3 protein-coding genes are annotated in these 3364 nt (G+C 60.3%); all 3 read right to left on the bottom strand.

Annotated elements, in window-relative coordinates; genetic code table 11:
* On the bottom strand, positions 1 to 491 hold a 491-nt coding region (locus ABXG85_RS12820; protein WP_353513995.1), incomplete at its 3' end, for a hypothetical protein.
* Positions 492 to 691: 200 nt separating this feature from the next.
* Entirely contained in the window at positions 692 to 1888 is a 1197-nt protein-coding gene (locus ABXG85_RS12815) for an MFS transporter (protein WP_003043751.1), read from the bottom strand.
* The gene (locus ABXG85_RS12810; RefSeq protein WP_353513994.1) at positions 1881 to 3203 is read right to left on the bottom strand and encodes a radical SAM protein; all 1323 of its coding nucleotides are present in this window, start codon (positions 3201 to 3203) and stop codon (positions 1881 to 1883) included. Before ABXG85_RS12810 ends, ABXG85_RS12815 begins: the two co-directional genes overlap by 8 nt.
* Positions 3204 to 3364: the final 161 nt, after the last annotated feature.

Raw genomic sequence — 3364 nt, 5'->3', positions numbered from 1 at the left:
GGATGGAGCGGGCCAAGGGCGAAGAGGTAGAAGGCCAGGAAGGAGGCCAGGGCCACCCGCAAGGGCAGGGTCACGCCGATCCCCCCCAGGACCCCCGAGAGGGTTCCCCCTAAGGCGCCCGCCCCGTAGATCAGGGCCCGCAGGGCGGCCAGGCTCCCCGCCAGGGCCTCCTCGGGCAGCAACCACCCCCGCACGGCCCGCAGGTGGACGCCCGTGACCCCGACGGCAAACCCATAGAGCAGGCCCCCCGCGAGGAAAGGAGGGAACGGAAGGGCCAGGAGGAGGAGGGCCCTCACCGGGTCTCCCCGGTCCAGCCGGGGGCTCAGGAGGAGCAAAGGGCCTAGGGTGAAGTACCCGAGGGCAGCGAAGAGGCCTACCCAGAAGGCCTCCCCCGTGCGGGCCACCTCCAGGCTCAAGGCGCTGAAGCCCAGGGCGGCCCCCAGGTCGCCCAGGGCCTCGGAAAGAAAGGCCAGTTTCCAGACCGGGTTCAAGCCTCTAGAGCGAACCCTTCCACCATCCAGATGACCCCACCTGTAATGGAGCAGGCATGGCAAAGGGGCGCACGTACACCCGCCGCGTCCGGCCGCCGACCCTGACCTCTTGCACCTCCTTGAGCATCGCCATTCACCCCCTTACGGGTTAGCCCCAGAGTAGCAGCAGGGGAATACCGCCCGTGGAGCCCAGGAGGGCCTCACCCACGCCCCTCGGCGTCACCACGAGGGGAGAGAACCCTTTGGGAGAGGCGGAGGAGAGGGGGAAAGAGAAGGGAGGCCAGGAGGAAAACGCTCCCAAAGGCCACGAAGGCCCCCCTGGGCCCCAGGAGGTCCCCAAGCCCCCCGCCCAAGGGGGAGCCCAGGACCCGGGCCGTCTGGGTGAGGACGTTGACGTAGGCAAAGAGGCCCACCAGGGTCTCCGGGGGGGCAAGCCGCTGGAGGAAGGTCCGGAAGGCGATCCGGGCCACGGAAACCCCCGCCCCCGAGACCAAAGACCCGAGGAGGAGGTGGGGGTAAGGGAGGAGGCCGTTCCCCAGGTTGCCCAGGCCCAGGAGGCCAAGCCCCCCGAGGAGGCCAAGGACCGGGGGGAGGGAGACGCGGGTAAGGGCCTGGGCCACAAGGAAGCCCCCCAGGCTAAAGCCCGCCCAGGCGATACCTAGCCCCTCGGGCCGCTTGAGGTCGTGGAAGAGAAGAGCGGTGAGGACCCCGCCCCCCGTGAGGGCCAGGGCAGGGAGAAGGGCAGGTAGAGCAACGGGGAGGAGAACACCCAAGGGTACACCCCCAAAGGCCTTCCGCCTCCCTTCGGAAGGGCCTAGGGGAGGAGGGGCCTTCAGGCCCAGGAGGAGGACCAGGGCCACCCCCAGAGGAAGGGCGAAGAGGGGAAGGGCGTAGGGCCCCAGGCGGTCCACGGCAAAGCCCCCTATGAGGGGGGCCAGGACCAGGCCCAAGGTATTGGCCATTTCCCAGCGGGCGTTGGCCTGGGACAGGGCCTCCTTAGGGAAGAGGCGGGGCAGGGCGCTTCCCAGTAAAACGCCGTAGATGGCCAGAGCAGCCGTAAGGAAGAGGAAGAGGGCGAGCAAGGCGGCGTAAAGGAGAAGAAAGGTGCTAAGGCCAGGGCTTCCCAGGGCGAGGAGGGCCGCTACCCCAAGGCCAAAGGCGAGGAGGCGGAGCACCATTTGGGGCCTGGTCTCAAGCCAGGATTGGAGGAGAAAGGGGGTCAGGATGCTCGCTAAGGCTTGAACCAGGGTGAGGACCGAAGTTTGTAGCCCCGAGGCTCCCGCTTCCAGGAACCGCCATAGGCCCGCCACCACCAGGCCCTGGCCGGTCAGGGTTAGAAGGAAGGCGAGGAGGAAGAAGGAGAAGGTACCCGAGGGCGGAGTTAAATCCTTAGCCATGCTGGGACGCTGAGCCATCAGCTAGAGGGATTTCGCTGGTGTAATTGGGGATAGTCCGAATGTCCACGGCATCAAAGAAGTTCGGTTGAACAGGTATTTTCCGTAGCTCTTGCAGTAGAGGCGAATTCTCCCAAATGTCGGCTAAAGTGCTCGTTAGAAGGTTGCCGAAGAACGAATACCTGGGCCGCCACTCACGCAATTTGGCAGAAACGTAGACATTACCCCTCGGATCTACGCGAAGAGCACGATTACCCCTAGAGGTAAGCCATATCTGATCGCGGGCCGGGTTTTCCGATCTAAGTTCTCTAGAAAGCTTATACCACAGCCTTTGGTGGGGCTTAATCGCACCTAATCTAACCATGTCCATGTATTCCCCTACAGCGAAGTCCCACTCTTCCTGGCTAAGAACGAGATGATTCAAGCTTGCCCCGCGCCCTGCGGGATACATGGGCGCAATCCCATACATAGCGTTGTTTTGTGTTGCGATTTCACCTATCTTTCTAATCTCAGTGTAGTTCTTCTTGTGAACTACCGTGAAGACAGCCAGAGGGATACCGGCTTTGGCAATGAGACTTATCTGCCGCAAGGTAGTCTTAAATCCCCCCTTACCCCGAAGCAAATCGTGGCTATCCGGACTAGATCCGTCTAAAGTGGTACCCACGAAGTTCAGATTTTTTGTGGACGCAATCTTATCTAAGTCGCTATCTCGCAACACGGACAAGTCGGTGTTAACTTGAACGCTAAACCCTAGCTCGTCCGCTAGGCGGATGATCTCCAATCCATCTGGCCTACTCAGTGGATCACCTCCTGTGAATTCAAGGTAGAAGACCCCTTCCTTTCTTATGGAATCCAAGATATATCCCCACTCATCGAAAGTCAGCTCTTCCCGAAGAGGTATTTTGGGTTCAGGGCCGGATTCGTATGCACAGTATGCACAACGCCTATAGCACCTATTCGTGAGCTCGATTTCCATGGATAGAGGCCTATAGTACCGGTCATCGGAGAAGTGTTGATCGTCTAGGAACAAAGCTTTAGATTCCAGCCCTTCTTGAGAAGGGCGAAGGTATCCCTCGGCAATCAAGTAAAGGATTAAATGCCCCGCTGCCTCTACAAATCCCTTGGTAATTTCACTTAAGCCTCCTTCTTTGAGAACTTGCTTGAGGGCCAGCGATGGCCTAGTAGCAACTACAAAGGATCTAACAAGGTCGAAGGCTTCCTGATTGAGAAAAATGCCCCTCTTAAAGCCGTAGAGTATTCCCCCGAACCGCTCTCTGCGTAGGACAACGCTAGCGTCGCTGGCAAGGACAAGGGGCACGTCTTCGACCCAAAGCCTTTCGTATTCCGAGCCTAATCCTGGTCGTGTAAGGATTTATGTGTAAGGGTCCGTGTTTAATAGGGGGGCACACCTTAGCACGAGGAGGTGCCCCGTGGACCAGGATACCTTGCGAATCTTGCTGAGGGAAGCGGTGCGGGAGA

It is taken from the genome of Thermus sp. LT1-2-5 (assembly GCF_040363165.1).
Lineage (GTDB): Bacteria > Deinococcota > Deinococci > Deinococcales > Thermaceae > Thermus.
This window is presented reverse-complemented; position numbering and strand designations above follow the sequence as displayed.

What these genes read in the sequence shown, in the direction of transcription:
- ABXG85_RS12815 (WP_003043751.1), bottom strand. Translation starts at nt 1,888, where the DNA reads ATGGCTAAGGATTTAACTCCGCCCTCGGGTACCTTCTCCTTCTTCCTC.